Raw genomic sequence first — 20,208 nt, forward strand, 5'->3', positions numbered from 1 at the left:
AAATGAAGAAAATTTTAATCCTGTTAATGACTACCATATTATTTTTATCAGCATGTTCACTTGAATCACCATTGAAAAAAGGTAATCAAGGAAAGACAAATAAAAAGAAATCAGAAGTTACAATTGGGGTAAGTGTTTCAACATTGAATAATCCATTCTTTGTTTCTATTAAAGATGGTATTGAAAAAGAAGCGAAGAAACAAGGTATGAAAGTTAAAGTAGTAGATGCTAGAGATGATTCAGCTAAGCAAACTAATGATATAGAAGATTTAGTTCAGCAACAAGTTGACTATTTAGTTGTCAATCCAACTGATTCAAGTGCTATTTCAAGTTCAGTGCAATCAGCTAACAATGAAGGTATTCCAGTAATTACTTTAGACAGATCTGTTGATAAAGGAGATGTCGCTACATTTATCGCTTCTGATAATGTAGAAGGTGGTAAAATGGGTGGTCAATTTATTCTAGATGAACTTGGTAAAAAGGCTAAAGTAGCTGAATTAGAAGGTGTACCAGGAGCTAGTGCAACAAGAGAAAGAGGTAAAGGTTTCCATGATGTAGCAGACAAATCACTTGATGTTATTGCTAAGCAAAGTGCTAAATTTGATCGTGCAGAAGGATTGAATGTAACTCAAAATATTTTACAAGCACATCCAGATGTAGAAGCAATTTTCTCACATAATGATGAAATGGCGCTTGGTGCAATAGAAGCTATTGGAGATAAAGATATCATTGTCGTTGGATTTGATGGTAATGAAGATGCAATGAAATCAATTAAAAGTGGTAAACTTGATGCTACAGTCGCACAACAACCAGATAAAATGGGTAAAGCTTCTGTAGACTCTATCATCAAACTGATGGATGGTAAGAAAGTCGACAAAGAAATTAAAGTACCACTAACACTTGAAAAAGCTAAATAAATGTTTATCCATTTGGAAAGAAGGTATTAGCCTAATAAAGGTTATACCTTCTTTTTTTCTCTCTTTTCCTTATTTATAATAATTATAAATAACTAGGTATAAAACGTTGACAGATTAGAATGATTATAATATAATAATTATTGTAATCAAGGATTTTAATTTTAGAGGAGTGGAAATTAATGACAAACAATAAAGAAGTAATCGAAGTATTAAACAAACAAGTAGCAGAGTGGACAGTATTATATACTAAACTCCACAATTATCATTGGTATGTTAAAGGACCAAACTTCTTCTCACTACATGCAAAATTTGAAGAATTATATAATGAAGCAAGCGTATATATAGACGACTTAGCTGAGCGTATATTAGCAATAGAAGGTAATCCAATAGCAACATTGAAAGAAGCATTAGAATGGTCAGTAATTGAAGAAGCTGAGAAAAACTTAACAGCTAATCAAATGGTTGAACAATTATCTAAAGACTTTACAACAGTAATTGCACAACTAGAAGAAGGCATCCAATTAGCAGAAAAATTAGACGATGACATGACAGGTGATATGTTATTAGCTATGGTAACAAGTCTTGAAAAACATAACTGGATGTTAAAATCATTCTTAGGCTAATCATTAATAAAATTGTATATTAGTTAAAAGAGTGTATTCAAAAAGCTGAGACAAATTAATTGTCTCAGCTTTTTTTATAGGTCATATATATTCACACAAGTCGAAAGAAGTGTGAATGTCTTATATAAGACATTCTTGGTCCACTCTTTTTCATTACATATTTTGTAACCGCATTCACTTGAAATGAAAATTATAAAAAACAGTGATATCATTAATAGAATAATAATTTTTTATACAGGGGGGATAACATGGAGGAGCTCTATGAAGCTTTAAAGAAACATATGGATGATGGTCGTGTTTCTAAAGAAGTTGCTGATCTTTCAAGTTATAGTTTTGATGCTTCTTTCGGAGAGTTTATGCCTGATATTATTTGTCAGCCTATGTCTACGGAGGAAGTTGTTCATATTGTTAAATTGTGTAATCGATATGATGTCCCAATTTATCCAAGAGGAAGTGGTACGAGCTTGAGTGGGGGTCCGCTTGCTGTATATGGTGGTATTGTGCTCGATTTCTCAAGGTGGGACAATGAAATAACAGTTTATGAGAATGACTTAATGATGGAAGTTTCACCAGGTGTTATAACTGAAAAGATTCATAAAGTAGCTGAATCGTATGGGCTAATGTATCCACCTGATCCTTCAAGTTCTAGAGTATCTACAATCGGTGGAAATTTAGCTGAAAATGCTGGTGGACCGAGATGTTTAAAATACGGTGTAACGAAAGATTACGTTGTAGGATTAGAAGTCGTAACGGCAAATGGAGATGTGATTCATTGTGGGGGTCGTACTGTAAAAAATGTAACAGGCTATGATATGACTAAATTAATTGTAGGTTCGGAAGGAACACTAGGTATTATTACTAAAGCTACTTTACAACTAATTCCTAAACCGATAGGTACTAAGACAGCTATGCTGCAGTTTGATGATTTTATTACATCTGGAAAAGCTGTTTCTAAAATTTTAAGATCTGGTATATTACCTTCTAAAATTGAGATAATGGACAAATATTGTGTTGATGCAGTTTTATCAACACATCCAATTGAGAATGTAACTGCTGATTCTGAATCAGTATTATTAGTAGAATTGGATGGACATCCTTTAGCTTTAGAAGCAGAGATGAGAATAATTGAAGAAACGTGTGCAGAATTACCTGGATGTAAGGTGCTCATTGCGCAAAATGAGAAACAAGCATCAGAATTATGGGAAGTGAGAAAGCTTGTATCACCTGCGATTGTAAAATTTGGTCCTACTAAAATTAGCGAAGATACGAGCGTACCAGTTAGCCAAATACCTGCATTTTTTGAAGAAATAGAAAGAATAAGACAAACTTATGATTTAAATTTAGTTGTATTTGGTCATGCCGGTGATGGTAACTTACACCCAAATATTATTACTGATAAACGCAAACCTGAAGAAATGAAACGTGCTGAAGAAGCAGTTGCTGAAATATTTAAAGCTGCATTAAAATTAGGTGGCACATTAAGTGGAGAACATGGCATTGGATTATTTAAAAAACCGTTTATGTACAATGAATTTGATGAAGCGGGTATGAAATTTATGAAAGATGTAAAAGAAGCATTAGATCCAAATAATCGTTTGAATCCAGGCAAAATATTCCCAGACGAGAATGAAAGGTTTGTGTTAGTCCATGACGATTAATTTAATTGATAAATTGGAATATGATGCGACTTTTGATTGTGTTCAGTGTGGATTTTGTTTACCATCTTGTCCTACATATTTAACGATGAAAGAAGAAAAACATTCGCCACGCGGCAGAATTAATTTAGTTAAGTATGCTGTAGAAGGAAAAGCAGAGTTAAAAGATTTAGAAGAAGCTATAGATTTATGCTTAGGATGTAGACAATGTGAAACGGTTTGTCCAACTAATGTACAGTATGGTGATATTTATGAATCTGCGGTTGAAGTATTAAGAGAAAACAGAAATAAAAAATTAGACACTCAATTAATGTCTATATTTTTAGAACGTAATTATATGTTAGACGCCATGTATAAAGGTTTGAAATTGTATCATTCACCATTAATATCTACAATTATAAGTAAGACAAAAGCATTGGATGTATTGCCTGAAAGACTAGGAAAAATGGCATCGATATTACCACCCGTTAAAAAAGAAAAGACTAATATACAAAATCCATTTAGAACTAAGAAAACGACAGTTGGATTCTTTAGAGGTTGTATGATGGATGCATTTTTCTCAAATATTAATGATTTAGCAATAAAAATATTAGAAGCACATGATATTCAAGTTGTAGAAATTAAACAGCAAACATGCTGTGGCGCACTTCAACATCATGCAGGTGAAATGGAAAAATCAAAAAAATTAGCTAAACTAAATATAGAAGCACTTGAAAAATATGATGTAGATTATTATGTAAATGCTATTGGAGGTTGTGGGGCATCTTTAATAGAATATGATCATTTATTGAGAAATGATGAAGAGTGGAAAGATAGAGCAGAAGTATTTGTTAATAAAGTAAGAGATATATCTGTCATTTTAGATGATATTGAGTTGAATTTAGATGTACCAATCCATACTAGAGCAACTTATCAACCATCATGTCACTTACAAAACGTTCAACATGTATTTAATGAACCAGAGAAAATTATTCAGCAAATTAAAGGACTAGAATATAAAATTTTACCAGAAAAAGATATTTGTTGTGGTTCTGCAGGTATATATAATATTGTAAATTATGAAGAATCAATGGAAATATTAAATAGAAAAATGACGCATGTTGCAAAAGTAGAACCGCAATTAATTATTACATCTAATCCAGGATGTCACTTACAAATGTTGTTAGGTGTAAAAAATGAAGGATTAGAAGAAAAAATTAAAGTAAAACATATCGTAGAAGTCGTAGCAGAAGCATGCGGCATAAAATAAAAGTGGCTGAGACAATTAATTTGTCCAGCCACTTTTATTTATTATTCAGCTATTTCTAAAGCAACTTCCATCATTTGTGTGAAAGAGTTTTGTCTTTCTTCTGCAGTTGTAGCTTCGTCTCTTAGTAAATGATCACTTACTGTAAAGATACCTAAAGCTTTTTTACCTGCTGCTGCTGCGTTTACATATAATCCAGCAGATTCCATTTCTACACCTAGGATACCTAATCTAGACCATTTGCTCGTTACTTCTGTATCAGCATTGTAGAAAATGTCACTTGATAAAATATTTCCAACATGAGTTGTTGCACCGATTTCGTCTGCTTTGTTTTTAGCATTTGCAACTAATCCGAAATCTGCAATTGGAGCGAAATAACCAGGAATGTTGAATTGATCAACATAGTGTGAATTAGTAGAAGCGCCTTGAGCAATAATAATATCATATAAGTTGATATCTTCTTGCATCGCACCACATGAACCAATTCTAATAATTGTATCTACATCAAAGAAATTATATAGTTCGTATGAATAAATACCAATTGAAGCAATTCCCATACCTGAACCCATTACAGATACTTCTTTTCCTTTATAAGTTCCTGTGTAACCTAACATGTTTCTTACATCATTAAATTGTTCAACATTTTCTAAGAAATTTTCAGCGATAAATTTAGCACGTAATGGATCCCCTGGCATTAGTACTGTTTTTGCAATTTTCACACCATTTGGTTGAATATGTGGTGTCCCTTGAGTCATAACTATCTTCTCCTTCAAATATAAAAGTTTTTTCATTTTAAAGATAACATTTGTTTCAATTTTTTGCGAATTTTTGTACGATAAGAGTGAAAGAAAGTGGTGAATAGGGATGGATTTACAAAAGAATAAAGATAGTATCAAAATTGCAAAGCTCTATTATCAAGAAGGAATGAGTCAAGAAGCAATAGCTAAAAAGATGGATATTTCAAGACCTACAGTATCAAGATTATTAAATCATGCGAAAGATCATGGATTTGTAACGGTTAAGATAGATGACCCATATGAAGATGCTGAAAGTTTAGCCTCACTCATAAAGTCGAAATATAATTTAAAGGATTGTATCGTTCAACATGCATCATACAATGATTATTTAAATATACAAAGTGCAATTGGTAAAAGAACTGCAGAATATTTAACTCAAATTGTGAAAAGTGGAGATAAAATTGGCATTAGTTGGGGTAAAACGATGTATCAAGTGTCTCAATATTTAGAGCAAAGTCATTTGAAAGATATAGGCATCATACAGTTGAAAGGGGGAATCAGCTTTTCACACGTAGATACGCGAAGTCATCAAATACTTGAAAGATTTGCACAAGCTTATAATGCGACTCCACGTGATTTACCATTACCTGTAATATTTGATGTCAAAGAAGTGAAAGATATGGTTGAAAAAGATAGACACATCAAATCAATTTTAGAACAAGGTAGACAAGTTGACATAGCTATTTTCACAGTTGGAACTGTGAGAGATTCATCCCTATTATTTAAACTTGGATTTTTAAATGAAGAAGAGAAAACAAGACTCAAGAAGTCAGCAGTAGGAGATATATGTTCAAGGTTTTATAACAATACAGGTGAAGTTGCTGATGAAGCAATTAACAATAGAACAATTGGTATAGGTCTTGATGCATTGAAAGAAATTGAAAATACTGTATTGGTTGCTGGGGGTGAGCATAAAATAGAATCAATTAGAGGTGCACTTGAAGGTCAATTAAGCAATATTTTGATTACTGATCAATACACTGCACAAGCATTAATAGATTGATGAACAAATTTTCTCTTATCGTTTTACAAATGTTCACATGTCATTTATAATGAAATTAATATAAAAATATTAGGAGGACTTAATATGTCATTAGCTAAATATATCGATCACACAGCTTTAAAACCAGATACAACTATGGAACAAATTGATGCTTTATTAGAAGAAGCAAAGGAACATGGTTTCAAATCAGTATGTGTTAATCCAACTCATGTTGCACATGCCAAAGAAGTGCTAGAAGGTTCAGATGTACTCGTTTGTACAGTAATTGGATTCCCACTTGGTGCTACTACTAGTGAAGTGAAAGCTTTCGAAACAGAAGATGCAATTAAAAAAGGTGCTAACGAAGTAGATATGGTTATTAACATTGGTGCATTGAAAGATGGCAGAGATGAAGATGTTAAAAAAGATATTGAAAGTGTAGTTTCAGCAGCTAATGGTGTAACAACTAAAGTTATTATTGAAGCGTCTTTATTAACAGACGCAGAAAAAGTTAGAGCTTGTGAATTAGCAGTAGCAGCAGGTGCTGACTTTGTAAAAACATCAACTGGTTTCTCTACTGGCGGTGCAACTGCAGAAGATATTAAATTGATGAGAGAAACAGTAGGTCCAGATTTAGGTGTTAAAGCTTCAGGTGGTATCCGTTCATACGAAGATGTGAAAACTATGATTGATAATGGTGCAACACGTATAGGTGCTTCAGCTGGTGTGAAAATTTTAAAAGGTGAAACATCAGATTCAGACTATTAATATAAAGGGTACTATATAGTACCTTTTATATTTTGAAACATACGTAAGCGTATTCATTTATAAACAGGAGGGTAATAACTATGAGAATGGTAGACATAATTGCAAAGAAACGTGACGGGAAAGAATTATCTAAAGAAGAAATCAAGTTTTTTATTAAAGGGTATACTTCGGGAGAAATACCTGATTATCAAGCATCAAGTTTATCAATGGCAATTTATTTTCAAGATATGACAGATGATGAACGTGCTAATTTAACGATGGAAATGGTTGAATCAGGCGATCAAATTGATTTATCAGAAATTGAAGGCATCAAAGTTGATAAGCATTCTACAGGCGGTGTAGGTGATACGACTACACTTGTGTTAGCACCATTAGTAGCAGCACTTGATGTACCAGTAGCTAAAATGAGTGGACGCGGTTTAGGACACACTGGTGGTACAATCGATAAGTTAGAAGCTGTTGAAGGTTTCCATGTAGAAATAACAGAACAAGAGTTTATCAATTTAGTAAATAAAGATAAAGTTGCAGTTATCGGGCAAACAGGTAATTTAACACCAGCAGATAAAAAACTTTACGGATTAAGAGATGTAACTGGAACAGTTAACTCTATTCCACTAATCGCTTCATCAATAATGAGTAAAAAAATTGCTGCTGGAGCAGATGCTATTGTACTAGATGTTAAAACTGGTGCTGGTGCTTTTATGAAGACAATTGAAGATTCAGAATTACTTGCGCATGCAATGGTCAAAATCGGAAATAACGTAGGCAGAAATACAATGGCAATTATTTCAGATATGAGTCAACCGTTAGGAAGAGCAATTGGTAATGGATTAGAAGTGAAAGAAGCAATTGAAACATTAAAAGGCGAAGGTCCAGAAGACTTAACTGAACTTGTATTAACTTTAGGTTCACAAATGGTTGTATTAGGTAATAAAGCAGAAACTTTAGAAGAAGCGAGAGAAAAGCTGTTAGAAGTAATTAAAAATGGTAAAGCTTTAGAGAAGTTTAAAGTATTCCTTGAAAACCAAGGTGGAGACGGTTCAGTTGTTGATGACTTATCTAAATTACCACAAGCTCAATACAAATTTGAAGTTGAAGCTAAAGAAGCGGGTTATGTATCTCATATTGTAGCTGATGAAATTGGAGTTGCTTCAATGCTTTTAGGTGCAGGAAGAGCAACAAAGGATGATATAATTGACTTGGCAGTCGGTTTAGTATTAAATAAAAAAGTTGGAGATAAAGTTGAAAAAGGTGAATCATTAGTAACTATTTATGCAAATAATAAAGATGTTAAAGCTGTAGAGTCTAAAATTTTAGAAAACATCACAATTTCTGATGAACAAGTTCAACCAACTTTAATCCATAAAGTGATTACAGACTAGGAGTGAGTCAAATGACAAACCGTTTTAAACGTATTCATTTAATTGTAATGGATTCAGTAGGAATAGGTGAAGCACCAGATGCTAAAGCCTTTGGTGATGAAGGTTCACATACATTAAAACATACACTAGAAGGTTTTAATGAAACTTTACCAAACTTAGAAAAATTAGGACTAGGTAATATCGCTAAATTACCAGTTGTTAATAAAGTAGATCATCCAGAAGCTTTTTATACTAAATTAAGTGAAGCTTCTGTTGGTAAAGACACAATGACAGGACATTGGGAAATCATGGGGCTAAATATCGATAAACCATTTAAAGTTTATCCAGAAGGTTTTCCGGAAGAATTAGTAAAAGAAATTGAATCAATGACAGGTAGAAAAGTTGTTGCTAATAAACCTGCATCAGGTACAGAAATTATTGATGAATATGGTAAACATCAAATGGAAACAGGAGACTTAATTGTTTATACTTCAGCAGACCCAGTATTACAAATTGCAGCTCATGAAGATATTATTCCATTAGAAGAGTTATACGATATTTGTGAAAAAGTTAGAGAATTAACAAAAGATCCTAAATATTTAATAGGTAGAATTATAGCTCGACCATATGTAGGAGAGCCAGGTAATTTCACAAGAACATCTAATAGACATGACTATGCATTGAAACCATTTGGAGAAACAGTTATGAACACTTTAAAAGATGCTAATTATGATGTTATAGCTATTGGTAAAATCAATGATATATATGATGGTGAAGGTGTTACGAAAGCTATTAGAACAAAAGATAACATGGATGGCATGGATAAATTAATTGAAGTAGTTAAAAGTGATTTCACTGGAATCAGTTTCTTAAACTTAGTTGATTTTGATGCATTATATGGTCATAGAAGAAATAAAGAAGGTTATGCTCAAGCAATTAAAGATTTTGATAACCGACTTGAAGAATTACAATCTGTATTAAATGAAGATGATTTAGTAGTCATCACTGCAGACCATGGTAATGATCCAACTGCACCTGGTACAGATCATACACGTGAATATGTTCCATTATTAATGTTTAGCCCAAGTATAAATGATTATCGTGAATTATCAGGAGACACAACATTCAGTTCAATCGGAGCAACAATTGCTGATAACTTTAAAGTAACTTTACCTAAATTTGGCAAAAGTTATTTAAAAGAGATGGGTATTGAATAATGTCCTTGTTTAGACGATTATTTGGGATAGTATTTACTTTTGCTGGTGTTATGCACTTTGTAAGATCAAAAGGTTTTGAAGCAATTGTACCTCATTTCCTGCCATTAAAAAGATTGGTTGTTTGGGTGTCAGGCGTAATAGAAATAGTATTTGGGTTACAATTAATATTGAAAAAGCCAAGTGAACTTACTAAAAAACTAATCGAATGGTTTTTAGTAGCAGTATTCCCAGCAAATGTTTATATGGCACAAAAAAATATTCCTTTAAACGGTAAGACATTACCAAAATGGGCATTGTGGGGCAGATTACCTTTACAATATGTATTAATTAAATTAGTAAGAAAAATGTAATATTAGAAGTAGATTTTATTATAAAATGGAGCTTGGGCATATATCCTAACTCAAAATAAATAAGCATATCACTTAACTGAATTCTTCAGTTTTATAGTGATATGCTTATTTTTTTATATTACGATTTTGTAAAGTTCATGCTTGCTTAGGGGTATGGCTCGAGCCTGTAGTCTCTCACGCATACTATTCCCTCAGGCGTCAGCACTTACCAAATCGGTTGTAATTTTCATTTTCATACGCATTCTTACTGAGATTATACTAATAAGATGAACAGTAAAAGCAGTTCTAAGCAAAATTGCTGATAAGAGGTACGTTAAAAGCAATTCTAAGTAAAATTGCTGATAAGGGGTACGTTAAAAGCAGATCTAGGCAAAATTGCTGATAAGAGGTGCGTTAAAAGCAATTCTAAGCAAAATTGCTGATAAGAGGTACGTTAAAAGCAATTCTAAGCAAAATTGCTGATAAGAGGTACGTTAAAAGCAGTTCTAGACAAAATTGCTGATAAGGGGTACGTTAAAAGCAGTTCTAGGCAAAATTGCTGATAAGGGGTACGTTAAAAGCAGTTCTAGGCAAAATTGCTGATAAGAGGTGTGTTAAAAGCAATTCTAAGCAAAATTGCTGATAAGGGGTACGTTAAAAGCAGTTCTAGGCAAAATTGCTGATAAGAAGTACAGTAAAACTAGACTTGATTACAAAATGGAGGCTGAGAATTAATTTGTCTCAGCCTCTATAATTTATATATTAATCTTCTTTAAAGATATTTTTCCAGCTTTCTCTTTCAGCTAAAAATTCAGTTGCTAATTGTTGAGCGCCTTCTAATGAATGACTTGCTGCCCAACCACATTGTACTTCATTACATGCTGGTACTTCTGTTGCCTTTTCAACATCTTTTAAAGTCGCTTCTAGGATAGATAATACATCATCATAATCATCATGGTTAATAAATGAAGCATAAAAACCTGTTTGGCAACCCATTGGACTTACATCAACGACTTTATCAGTATGGTTTCTAATATTTTCAGCCATTAAATGTTCTAATGAGTGCAATGCAGGCATTTCCATATGTTCTTTGTTTGGTTGTTTGAAACGAATATCATATTTATGAATAACGTCACCTTTTTGTCCTTCTTTAATTCCAGCAAGTCTAACAAAAGGTGCATCTACTTTTGTATGATCTAAATTAAAACTTTCGACATTCATTTTTGTCATGAAGATTCCTCCTTTGATTTCGGCATAATTATATCAAGTAAATTTTGAAAAAACAATCAATTCAGATTTCTTTTACTTTCTTTATATGTTACTTTATAAGATAATATAATAAATTATTCTGAAATTAGGTGATGAAATGAAGAGGTTAGAAGTAGTCCCTTACGACAGTATATGGCAACATCTTTTTCTTGAAGAGAAAAAGTACTTACAGTCGTTATTGAAAGAACATAGTATAAGCATAGAACATATTGGATCAACTGCTATTCCTGGATTATCTGCAAAGCCGATTATAGATATATTAATCGTAGTGAAAGATAGCAACACAATCGATTCTTTTACACATGAATTATCAGCTTTAGGATATGAGTCTAAAGGTGAACGTGGAGTCATAGGCAATAGATACTTTAAAAAATATGATGATTTTGGAGCAGTTTCGCACCATTTACATATATATGATGAAGGAAGTCCGCATATTTTAAGACTATTATCCTTTAGAGATTACTTAAGAACTTTTAATGGAGAAAGAGAAAGGTATAGCCGATTAAAACATGATTTAGTTATCGATTATCCTGCAGATAGTGAACAATACTATAAAGGTAAAGATAGTATGATTAAAGAGTTCGAGAAAAAAGCGGAGAAGTGGTATGTAGAAGCAAATGATATTGCTAAAAATCATTGACATATCCGAGTGATAAAGTTAGAATTAAAGTCAAATTTCATACGAATTATCAAGAGTGACTGAGGGATGGGCCCGATGAAGTCCAGCAACCTCCCATTATGGAAAGGTGCCAATTCCTACAGTTTTTACTGGAAGATAAATGATCGATTGGCGCACTCCTTATAAAGTAGTGCGCCTTTATATTGGAAAGGTGAATGGTTAATGAGTAATTTATCACAAAATATTATAAACTATATAGAACAGAATAAGCACTTATATTTATCAATGAGTCATCAAATTCATGAGCGTCCTGAATTAGGTAATGAAGAAATATTTGCATCTAGATTATTAAGTGATCAATTGAAAAGTCATCACTTTACAATAGAGAAGAATATTGCGAATCATCCAACTGGTTTCATTGCTACATACGATTCTAAAAAGGAAGGACCGACGATTGCTTATTTAGCTGAGTATGACGCATTACCTGGGCTTGGACATGCATGTGGACATAACATTATTGGGACTTCTAGTGTGTTAGCAGGTATCAGCTTGTCAAAAGTGGTAGATCAAGTTGGCGGAAAAGTCGTAGTATTAGGTTGTCCTGCAGAAGAAGGTGGCATTAATGGAAGTGCTAAAGCAAGTTATGTAAAAGCGGGAATTATAGACAATATAGATGTTGCTTTAATGGTACATCCAGGACATGAAACCTACGTGACGGTTCCTTCTTTAGCTGTTGATGTATTTGATGTTAAGTTCTACGGTAAAAGCGCGCACGCATCAGAAAATGCTTATGAAGCTGTAAATGCGCTTGATGCTATGCTGTCATTTTTTAATGGAGTAAGTATGTTAAGACAGCAAATTAAGAAAACTGACAAAGTACATGGTGTCATTTTAAATGGTGGAGAAGCGGCGAATATTATTCCAGACTTTACACATGCACGTTTCTATACACGCGCAACATCTCGTAAGCATTTAGATGAACTCACAGATAAAGTGCGTAAAATAGCTGAAGGTGCAGCTATACAAACAGGTGGAACATACGAACTACGACCAATACAAAATGGTGTGAATGAATTTGTTATAAACAATCCGCTAGATGAATTGTTTAGAAGACATGCCGAAGAAATTGGTGAAGAAGTTATTGATGACGATTTTGGTTTTGGTTCAACAGATACGGGGAATGTAAGTCATATCGTACCGACTATACATCCACATATAAAGATTGGACCATCTAATTTAGTCGGTCATACAAAAGAATTTTGCCAAGCAGCTGCAAGTACTAAAGGTGATAAAGCATTGATAAGTGGTGCGAAAATATTAGCCTCAATGGGTTTAGAACTTATAGAGAACGTGTCCCTTAGAAATGAAATTATCGAGCATCATCAAACATTAAGGGAGAACTTATTATGAAAAATGAGTACAGGAAACCACTAACATTAACACTTCAAGATTTATACGAAGACTATATAGTATACAATTCAAGACCATCATATGAGGATAATCCTTGGTTAAAAGCTGAAGAAGATCAATCTAATTTTTTAACAGCAAGAGAAATGATTATTAGTAAGATGCCTATGATTGTACATGAAGCTTGTTTAACCAACAATGTTCAAGATTTACTAAAATTAGTTAATGTTGAAATTTCGAAAAATTTATATACATTCAATGATAGAAAAAGTTACGAACATTTAATTAACCAAATAACTCATGATAATAAGAAAATCTTCTTCCAATACATACATGGTGAACAGTTATGTAAAGGTGAAGATTATGCAGTGTATAAACCAAGATTTATCGATTTAAATAACAAAGCTAAAATAGCGCAATGGACAAGTGGAAAATATTTACCAAAGCGTGAAATAGTAGAGCGTAATGAATTTGACGAAAAAATAAAACATTGGAAACTGCCACTTGTGATTAAGCCAGGAGATGAGTTGCCTACTGCTGGTGGATACGGTGTGATGATATGTTACAATGAAGATGATTTAAATAAGGCAATAGCACGTATTAAAGAAGCTAGTGATACGAAAAGCATTATCATTGAGCAATTTATTGAAGAAGTTGATAATTATTGTGTACAATATGTATATAGTGAAAAAACGGGTATACAATATATTGGCGCTGTGAAACAACTTACAGATGAATATGGATTTTACAATGGTAATACTAATTCTACAGAAGTACCTCAAAAGGTAATTGATGCAGGGTATGAAATAATGAAAAAAGGTGTAGAATATGGGTATAAAGGTGTATCAGGTTTTGATTTATTAATCGATAAAGATGGGCAAGTATTTGCGATTGATTTAAACTTTAGACAAAATGGATCGACAAGTATGCTATTACTTAAAGACCGAATGAATGACGCTTATCAAAAGTTTTTGAGTTATCACTCAAAAGGCGATAACACGCATTTCATACAAACTATCAAAAAATACATTGTAGCTGGATACTTATATCCACTTTCTTACTATGATGGAGACTATTTTGGTAAAGATGCAGTGAAATCGAGATTTGCAGGAATATGGCATGCAGAAACTGAATCTAAAGCTTTAGAACAAGAACAATCATTTCTTGAAGAATTGAGTAGCACCAACAAATAAAAAATTTTCTTCATTTAATGTAATTTTTATTGACTTATACCTTTTAACTATACTATATTTTATTGGGATTAAATATAATGAAAAGGGTGGTATGACAATGGCTATCCAGGATATGTCTATGTTCAAACAAATATTAGCTAAGGAAAAATTTTACGTTGTTTTAATCGATCGCAAAATTCTAAGAGATGAAGCATCAGATATTCGTTTAATCTGGTCGAAAAAAGAATTTGCTGAATCATATTTAGAAGAGAATAATATTACTCTATATGATAAAATAATGGACTTAGATTTAGATAGATTTGTAACATATGAAATGGATGACATTCTTGATGAAGGGGACAAGTTCATCATAGATAAGTACGAAAGTAACAAGGGAATAGAGTTAGAAGCAATATCATTTATTGAAGAAATTATGAGTGAACTAGATGATATCCGAATTGAAGAATTTGCAGAAGATATTTGTAATGAGACTTATGTATACGGGTTAACAGTTAAAGGACAAAAACAATTTATCATCGTTTCAGAAGAAGAAGATGCTAGTTTACCAAATATGATGACAGTTTGGAGCACACGTAAACTTGCTGAAAAAGTACGTCGTGATGATTTTGAAGAATACGATGTTATAGAAGTAGAAACAGGTGTCTTTGAAGAATGGTTAGAAGACTTAAAACAAGAAAACATTGCTTTAGGTATTAACTTAAAATCAGGTATGATCGGTACAATTACAGATCCAAAAGCAGTATTAAAAGCAATGCCTTGTTAGAAAAATAAACAAGTAAATAGTAATTTAAAAAGACTTTTGCTAAATAGCAAAAGTCTTTTTTTATGTCTTGAATAAGTTGTAAAAATTTAAAATAAATATATTTAAACGTCGTTGTAAAAGCGTTTACATTAATATAAAATATATCTAACATTTCGAAATGTAAAATAATGGAACAGGAAGTGGTGGAGTTGAAAAAGGGGATTTTTATAGTAGTATGCTTGCTATTATTATCTATTCAACAATTTGCTCCATATTATAGCTTTAAAAGTAGGTGGTAACAATTTTAAATTATATGAAACTACGTATAATGAGGTTGCAATTATATATAGTTTTTACCATTTTAATAATTATTGCAGTATTACATTTATTTGACGCTTATCAAACTTATGGTATTAATAAATTGTTAGAAAATACACCATATACTCAATCTTTATTATTTGATGGGTATAGTGGCTTTCAAACCGTATTTCTATTAATGATGCCTTTAGCTGTATCTATTGGTGTGAGTGATATTTTTATACAAGATCGTAAACAACATTTATTACATCATGCCTATATGTATCATGAGAATAAGTCCGTAGACATACAAGTGATTTTATACTCAAGTATTGTTGCTTTACTACTAGTAATAATTCCACTATTAATAAATTTTGTTGGTGAATTTTTAATACTACCTGATATTTTGCCAGAAAGAATGACTATTAACCCAATTGGTATATTTAGCTGGAACACTTTAAGTGTTCATTTATATTATACAATGCCGTTACTATATATATTGTTGTATATTTCATTGACGGGTATTTGGGGTGCTATTATGAATGTGTTTGCGATAACACTTTCTCTATATACGAATAAAAGAATTTTAGCTATGATTGGTCCATTTATCTTTCAAATTTTATTAATTATATTATCAAATTTGACTTATGAACCTTTTATCGTACCACCAATATATTTCTTAATGGGAAGAACAGAATTTATGTATTTTGAAGTTTTGCCGATTCTGTTAACTTTGGGACTATTCATCGGCTTTTCAATATATTTCTATGTAAGAGGTATGTACAAAAATGAACTTAATTAAATACAGATTAACTTCCTTAATAAATACAAAATTTCTAATGTGGAATATTGCGTTCTTTGTTTTAATGATTTTATATCAGGAGGGAAGTGTTGGTTACTTTTCTTCTGATGACTTTCAATTCACAAATTTATTATTAAGCAAATTTACGCTTACTTATGTTGTATTACCTATTTTAACAACTATGACGATTGTATTTTATCGTGATGAGTTTGTTCATAAAGTATTTATTGAATTTAGAAAGTGTTTAAAGATAGAGGTCCTATTATATGCAGTTGTCATCTCATTACTTGTTAGTATTGAAATGTTGTTTGCTAGTATGATAGCGCTGAATTTTCAAGTTCGATTCAATATGATATTTCTTGTAACAGCTTGTATGTTGATAGCAGGTAATTTTACGATATCATTAATAGCTCTTACTCTGTATATAAGTTTTTGAATCGTGCTATTTCATTAGTGTTTGTAAATTTAATGGTATTTATAGATTTTGTATTAATGCAAGGTGGAAAGTGGAACTATTTGATTATTGATTCAAAGAGATTATTTTCACTTTCTTGGTCATGGACTATGTACCAATTGCTCCTCATAATATTTCTATATTTAGTTGTAGAGTGGATTATTAGTAAAAAGGAAATAAGGACATGAATATTTTAAAATTTACAGGTGGCATCATTCAAAGTTTATGGAAAATATTCATAATTATAAATGGAATTTTTCTTTTGGTATTAATGTTATTTAGACCATATATAAGAGTTAGTTTATGGGAGTTTATCTTTCGAGGTAATAATGACAATGAATTGAGTATGCATTTATATAGAATACCTGGTTTATATATATTGATTATGTTACTTGGCATGATGTTCATTTATCGATTTATACATGTTATTTATCAATATTACATTGTAGAGTGGCAAATGCTATTAAATGTTACTGGAAAATGGATGATTCTTCTAATAATACCGTTTATTTTAAGTGTAATTTATATTACAAGTATATGGTTGATCATTTCTCTTATTGATGGCGAATTTAGGATTAACGCTATACATTTATCGTATTTAATAGTGAGTATTTATTTCTTAATGATTGTATTTATTTGGACTTACATAGCTTATAAATTTTATATAAGCTTTATGATATCGTTATTGTGGGTAATTGCCACAACAAGGTTTGATTTGGATATTAATATATTAAATGAATCATTGTTTTCAAGAATACAAGGTGTATCTTACACGAATTTATTGTATTGTGTGCTATCTATTGTTGTGGTGAATATGTTGTTGTTTATTGAATTAGGACGTGATCATCACATGAAATTTCAAAGAGGTGATGATGAAGAATGATTAAATTAGTAAACGTTTCAAAAGAACACCAAGGCAATCAATTGTTGAATAATATAAATTTAGAAATTGAATGTGGAAAAGTCTATGGATTTAAAGGACGTAATGGGTCTGGAAAGACGATGCTTTTAAGAGCAATTTTAGGATTAATTAAAGTTGATGGACAAGTCATTATTAATAATGAACCACTTAAATTTGGAGCAAAATATCCACTTGAAGTTGGCGTGTTTATTGAGAAACCTAGCATCATACCTGAATTTACAGCTTTAAAAAATCTTAAATTAGTAGCTGCATTAAAAGGCATAACAGATATCAATGTAATGACTAAATATTTAGTAGAACTTGGACTTGATTATAAAGATAAAAGGAAAGTAAGGAAATATTCATTAGGTATGAAACAGAAAGTGGGTATCGCTCAAACGTTAATGGGAGACCCAGAGTTAATTGTTTTAGATGAACCTACCAATGCATTGGATAAAAAGAGTATTGAGAAACTTGTTGAAATCCTTGAAATATTAAAACAGCAAGGATGTACAATATTGATAGCTTCACATCAATTTGAAGAAATAGAAAGAGTTGTTGATGAGGCGGTTCATATAGAAGCTGGTGCATTAGAATGAAGAATAAAGTAATCCTATTATCTGTTATTATCGTATTTGTAGTTCTCGTTACACTAGGATGCATTCAGTATCATAAAGTAAACGTAGAATTTCAAGATTATGAACTTAAGGAAGAGAAAATTAAACTCAATCAATCGCATGATATATCTGTCGGAACGATGCAATTTAGTAATTTAAGTTATAAGATTAAAGAAAAAGAAATATTGGTAAGTGCAGATATCAAAATAGTTAAAAAGAAAGACTATCCAGATCAATATTATAATAATATTGATGCAAACTTATTTTTACGTGTTAATAATGAAATATTGCAACAATCCGATGAATTTAAATTGAAAAATGGCAAAAGACTTATGCCGGATCGATCTTATTTTGATAAGCATAATGTTTATGAAGGACGCGTAACATTTAGGTATATGGCATTAGATCCTGATGGAGACAATGATTTAGAACTTTCTTACCTTGATCGCAATGGCCATAAATTAAAAAAATTATATTTACCTATAAAAGTTGACGGTGGTAAAATAGTTTGATACATTATTAGTGACTACTAAAGTAGTTACTACATCCCAACGTAGTAAAATTATTTATCCCATAAAATAACCCTTAAGAGAAAAAGGCTTTTCTCTTAAGGGTTATTTCGTCTTCTATATCTTCTTCAAATTTACTTATATATTTATTTACTAATACGTCATGCCAAATATAGTCTTTCATCATTTTTATCTGGGTGCGGTCCCGACTTATATATGCACGCATATCTGTTTCATCGGTTTGGCCATATATCATATATTCATTATCTACAATTACGACGAATGGTTTTAGTGTTAATGAACTTTTTACGTAATTTGTATATCGATGATTGATTAAATCGTACTTTGGTTGATCGACTTGGAAGGTAATGCCTTGTACATGTATATTTTCATTGATATTTTTAGTTATGATTTCATATATGTCTGGCCATATTGAAACGGTCATTTGTTTTTCAGCTTTTTGGATAGCATATTCAACATTGTCAAATATCGTTGATTTATTCGTAAGTACTTCTATTTGGATTTGTGCATTTTCTGTTACTGTATTTAATTTATTGATTTCTGTTTCAAGCTGAATGAGCTCTTCGTTTTGTTTTCTTTCAAAAAATTGAATTGTTTGTTCGGGCGATAATGCATAGTAATATTTTTTTTGATCTTTTAAGTTAAAGTATGCTAATCCTTGTTCTTCGAGTTTATTAAGCGCTTCATAAATTTTTGATCTTGGAACATTGGATATTTCGCTTAATTTATAAGCTGTTATTCCAGGGTTTTGTACTAATGAAATGTAAGATTTAGAACCATATTCACTTAATCCAAAACGCTTTAATATCGTTATCATTTGATTCATCATAATCACCTTCTAGTTTGATGTTACACTAACTCCGAATAACGGAAGTAGATCATATGCCTGAAATTCAGAAACCGTTGCGCCTTTTAAATCAGTTGGCTGTATAATAAGCTGTTCTATTTCATTCGTAGATAAATCAACGTTGTTTAATGATGTTTCTACAACTTCTAGCGAATCAAGGGAACATCGCACGATTTCTATTGATTTTTGCTTACAAAACGAAATATACGTTTCTGCCATTTGATTATCATTGAATAATACATGGTTCAAGTTACAGTTTAAAAATTGACTCATTTTCAATTGGCAGTTTGAAAATTGTACATGCTTCAGTTTAAGGTCTGAAAAGGTGGCACCAATCATACGACAGTCTAAAAATTGAACTCTATTTATAGACGCATCATTAAAGACACAATTTGATAAATCGCATCCTTTAAATACAATATCTAGTGCATGAATTTTTGTGAAATCAACTGATTCAAATGTACATTGATTGAAATAAATCGTATCTATTTGACTTGTTTCGTCATCAAAATGAATTGTTGTTTTATTAAAGTATAAATCGTAAGAAGATTGTAATAATGTATATTCTTGATCTTCTGTAAACTCAAATTCTTTCTTTAACTTTGGTTCGATCATTTTCATGAGGGATCCTCCTT

At 31.5% G+C, this 20,208-nt stretch carries 22 protein-coding genes and 1 riboswitch; of the genes, 18 read left to right on the plus strand and 4 right to left on the minus strand.

What is annotated here, in order from left to right; genetic code table 11:
• Nucleotides 1-2 precede the first annotated feature (2 nt).
• From LQ668_RS05815 to LQ668_RS05830, 4 genes are all read left to right on the plus strand, one after another.
• Nucleotides 3-917 carry a D-ribose ABC transporter substrate-binding protein gene (locus LQ668_RS05815; protein ID WP_107509005.1) on the plus strand — a complete coding sequence of 305 codons (915 nt, stop codon included), beginning with the start codon at nucleotides 3-5 and terminating at the stop codon, nucleotides 915-917.
• Nucleotides 918-1,096: 179 nt separating this feature from the next.
• Nucleotides 1,097-1,540: a Dps family protein gene (locus tag LQ668_RS05820; RefSeq protein WP_107509006.1), complete on the plus strand. Its 444-nt coding sequence runs from the start codon at nucleotides 1,097-1,099 to the stop codon at nucleotides 1,538-1,540.
• A 248-nt stretch (nucleotides 1,541-1,788) separates the two neighbouring features.
• Nucleotides 1,789-3,198 (plus strand): FAD-binding oxidoreductase, encoded by a 1,410-nt coding sequence (locus LQ668_RS05825; protein WP_239738023.1) that lies wholly within the window; start codon nucleotides 1,789-1,791, stop codon nucleotides 3,196-3,198.
• A complete protein-coding gene (locus tag LQ668_RS05830) occupies nucleotides 3,188-4,444 on the plus strand; it encodes a (Fe-S)-binding protein (RefSeq protein ID WP_107509007.1) in 1,257 nt (418 codons plus the stop codon). Before LQ668_RS05825 ends, LQ668_RS05830 begins: the two co-directional genes overlap by 11 nt.
• Nucleotides 4,445-4,485: 41 nt before the next feature.
• Here the strand turns inward: LQ668_RS05830 and deoD are convergent, their stop codons facing one another.
• The gene (gene deoD, locus LQ668_RS05835) at nucleotides 4,486-5,196 is read right to left on the minus strand and encodes a purine-nucleoside phosphorylase (protein ID WP_078356896.1); all 711 of its coding nucleotides are present in this window, start codon (nucleotides 5,194-5,196) and stop codon (nucleotides 4,486-4,488) included.
• 109 nt (nucleotides 5,197-5,305) lie between these two features.
• Here deoD and LQ668_RS05840 point away from each other — a divergent pair, with 109 nt between their 5' ends.
• From LQ668_RS05840 to LQ668_RS05860, 5 genes are all read left to right on the plus strand, one after another.
• Nucleotides 5,306-6,241, plus strand: coding sequence for a sugar-binding transcriptional regulator (locus LQ668_RS05840; RefSeq protein ID WP_078356895.1), 936 nt, complete (start codon nucleotides 5,306-5,308; stop codon nucleotides 6,239-6,241).
• An 84-nt stretch (nucleotides 6,242-6,325) separates the two neighbouring features.
• Nucleotides 6,326-6,988, plus strand: coding sequence for a deoxyribose-phosphate aldolase (gene deoC / locus LQ668_RS05845; RefSeq protein WP_107509008.1), 663 nt, complete (start codon nucleotides 6,326-6,328; stop codon nucleotides 6,986-6,988).
• Nucleotides 6,989-7,068: 80 nt separating this feature from the next.
• A complete protein-coding gene (locus LQ668_RS05850) occupies nucleotides 7,069-8,370 on the plus strand; it encodes a pyrimidine-nucleoside phosphorylase (protein ID WP_107509009.1) in 1,302 nt (433 codons plus the stop codon).
• Between the two features lie 11 nt (nucleotides 8,371-8,381).
• On the plus strand, nucleotides 8,382-9,566 hold the full coding sequence (deoB, locus tag LQ668_RS05855) for a phosphopentomutase (protein WP_107509010.1): 1,185 nt from the start codon (nucleotides 8,382-8,384) through the stop codon (nucleotides 9,564-9,566).
• Entirely contained in the window at nucleotides 9,566-9,916 is a 351-nt protein-coding gene (locus LQ668_RS05860; RefSeq protein ID WP_078356891.1) for a DoxX family protein, read from the plus strand. Before deoB ends, LQ668_RS05860 begins: the two co-directional genes overlap by 1 nt.
• Before the next feature lie 741 nt (nucleotides 9,917-10,657).
• On the opposite strand, the gene LQ668_RS05865 is transcribed toward LQ668_RS05860, so the two are convergent.
• A complete protein-coding gene (locus LQ668_RS05865; protein WP_078358052.1) occupies nucleotides 10,658-11,125 on the minus strand; it encodes an S-ribosylhomocysteine lyase in 468 nt (155 codons plus the stop codon).
• Nucleotides 11,126-11,261: 136 nt separating this feature from the next.
• Here LQ668_RS05865 and LQ668_RS05870 point away from each other — a divergent pair, with 136 nt between their 5' ends.
• The 9 genes from LQ668_RS05870 (at nucleotide 11,262) to LQ668_RS05910 (ending at nucleotide 18,708) form a co-directional block, all read left to right on the plus strand.
• The gene (locus LQ668_RS05870) at nucleotides 11,262-11,804 is read left to right on the plus strand and encodes a GrpB family protein (protein WP_107509011.1); all 543 of its coding nucleotides are present in this window, start codon (nucleotides 11,262-11,264) and stop codon (nucleotides 11,802-11,804) included.
• Between the two features lie 43 nt (nucleotides 11,805-11,847).
• Nucleotides 11,848-11,946: riboswitch (SAM riboswitch) on the plus strand.
• Nucleotides 11,947-12,005: 59 nt separating this feature from the next.
• Nucleotides 12,006-13,193 carry a M20 family metallopeptidase gene (locus LQ668_RS05875; RefSeq protein WP_078358050.1) on the plus strand — a complete coding sequence of 396 codons (1,188 nt, stop codon included), beginning with the start codon at nucleotides 12,006-12,008 and terminating at the stop codon, nucleotides 13,191-13,193.
• A complete protein-coding gene (gene ldmS / locus LQ668_RS05880) occupies nucleotides 13,190-14,383 on the plus strand; it encodes an L-aspartate--L-methionine ligase LdmS (RefSeq protein WP_107509012.1) in 1,194 nt (397 codons plus the stop codon). Before LQ668_RS05875 ends, ldmS begins: the two co-directional genes overlap by 4 nt.
• A 97-nt stretch (nucleotides 14,384-14,480) precedes the next feature.
• Nucleotides 14,481-15,146 (plus strand): DUF2750 domain-containing protein, encoded by a 666-nt coding sequence (locus tag LQ668_RS05885; protein WP_107509013.1) that lies wholly within the window; start codon nucleotides 14,481-14,483, stop codon nucleotides 15,144-15,146.
• Between the two features lie 307 nt (nucleotides 15,147-15,453).
• Nucleotides 15,454-16,224 (plus strand): hypothetical protein, encoded by a 771-nt coding sequence (locus LQ668_RS05890; RefSeq protein ID WP_115337930.1) that lies wholly within the window; start codon nucleotides 15,454-15,456, stop codon nucleotides 16,222-16,224.
• On the plus strand, nucleotides 16,211-16,660 hold the full coding sequence (locus LQ668_RS05895; protein ID WP_239775932.1) for a hypothetical protein: 450 nt from the start codon (nucleotides 16,211-16,213) through the stop codon (nucleotides 16,658-16,660). Before LQ668_RS05890 ends, LQ668_RS05895 begins: the two co-directional genes overlap by 14 nt.
• A 202-nt stretch (nucleotides 16,661-16,862) precedes the next feature.
• Nucleotides 16,863-17,561: a hypothetical protein gene (locus LQ668_RS05900; protein ID WP_115337220.1), complete on the plus strand. Its 699-nt coding sequence runs from the start codon at nucleotides 16,863-16,865 to the stop codon at nucleotides 17,559-17,561.
• On the plus strand, nucleotides 17,558-18,178 hold the full coding sequence (locus tag LQ668_RS05905) for an ATP-binding cassette domain-containing protein (RefSeq protein WP_239775933.1): 621 nt from the start codon (nucleotides 17,558-17,560) through the stop codon (nucleotides 18,176-18,178). The genes LQ668_RS05900 and LQ668_RS05905 overlap by 4 nt, the downstream gene beginning before the upstream one ends.
• Nucleotides 18,175-18,708, plus strand: coding sequence for a hypothetical protein (locus LQ668_RS05910; RefSeq protein ID WP_107509014.1), 534 nt, complete (start codon nucleotides 18,175-18,177; stop codon nucleotides 18,706-18,708). Before LQ668_RS05905 ends, LQ668_RS05910 begins: the two co-directional genes overlap by 4 nt.
• Before the next feature lie 73 nt (nucleotides 18,709-18,781).
• Here LQ668_RS05910 and LQ668_RS05915 read toward each other — a convergent pair whose 3' ends face one another.
• Entirely contained in the window at nucleotides 18,782-19,555 is a 774-nt protein-coding gene (locus LQ668_RS05915) for a TrmB family transcriptional regulator (RefSeq protein ID WP_239747795.1), read from the minus strand.
• A gap of 9 nt (nucleotides 19,556-19,564) precedes the next feature.
• Nucleotides 19,565-20,194, minus strand: coding sequence for a pentapeptide repeat-containing protein (locus LQ668_RS05920; RefSeq protein ID WP_107509016.1), 630 nt, complete (start codon nucleotides 20,192-20,194; stop codon nucleotides 19,565-19,567).
• Nucleotides 20,195-20,208 lie beyond the last annotated feature (14 nt).

The organism is Mammaliicoccus sp. K-M42, from assembly GCF_022386375.1.
GTDB classification, from domain to species: Bacteria; Bacillota; Bacilli; order Staphylococcales; family Staphylococcaceae; genus Mammaliicoccus; species Mammaliicoccus fleurettii.